This is a genomic window from Streptomyces hilarionis, assembly GCF_024539675.1.
Lineage (GTDB): Bacteria > Actinomycetota > Actinomycetes > Streptomycetales > Streptomycetaceae > Streptomyces > Streptomyces hilarionis.
Map to the genome: position 1 here is coordinate 1 of NZ_JAHHIT010000551.1, position 350 is coordinate 350.

Consider the following 350-nt stretch of genomic DNA (forward strand, 5'->3'; position numbering starts at 1 on the left):
GTGATGGGCGGGGTGGCGGTGCTGATCCTGCTGGCGGGGGTGTGGGGTTCGTGGGGCATGGCGCAGCACGTGATGCTGACGAAGGGCCGGGAGCAGGGCACGGTGGTGGTGGCGCGGTGTGACGAGGGGTGGTGTGCGGGGCGGTATGCGCCGGTGTCGGCGGGGTCGACGGCTCGGGCCCGGGTGGTGATCGAGGATTCGGTGGCGGTGCGGGTGGGGGGACGGTATCCGGTGGTGTTGAAGCCGGGGTCGCAGGAGGCGGTGCGGTCGGGTCTTGCGGGGGTGTTGTTGGCGTGGGTGCCGCTGGGCGGGGCGTTGCTGCTGGCGTCGGTGGTGGTGGCGGGTGGTCT

At 72.9% G+C, this 350-nt stretch carries 1 pseudogene; it reads left to right on the plus strand.

The window, feature by feature from the left end:
- Nucleotides 1-350 (plus strand): annotated as a pseudogene (locus KMS84_RS39490) (hypothetical protein); the annotation flags it as partial.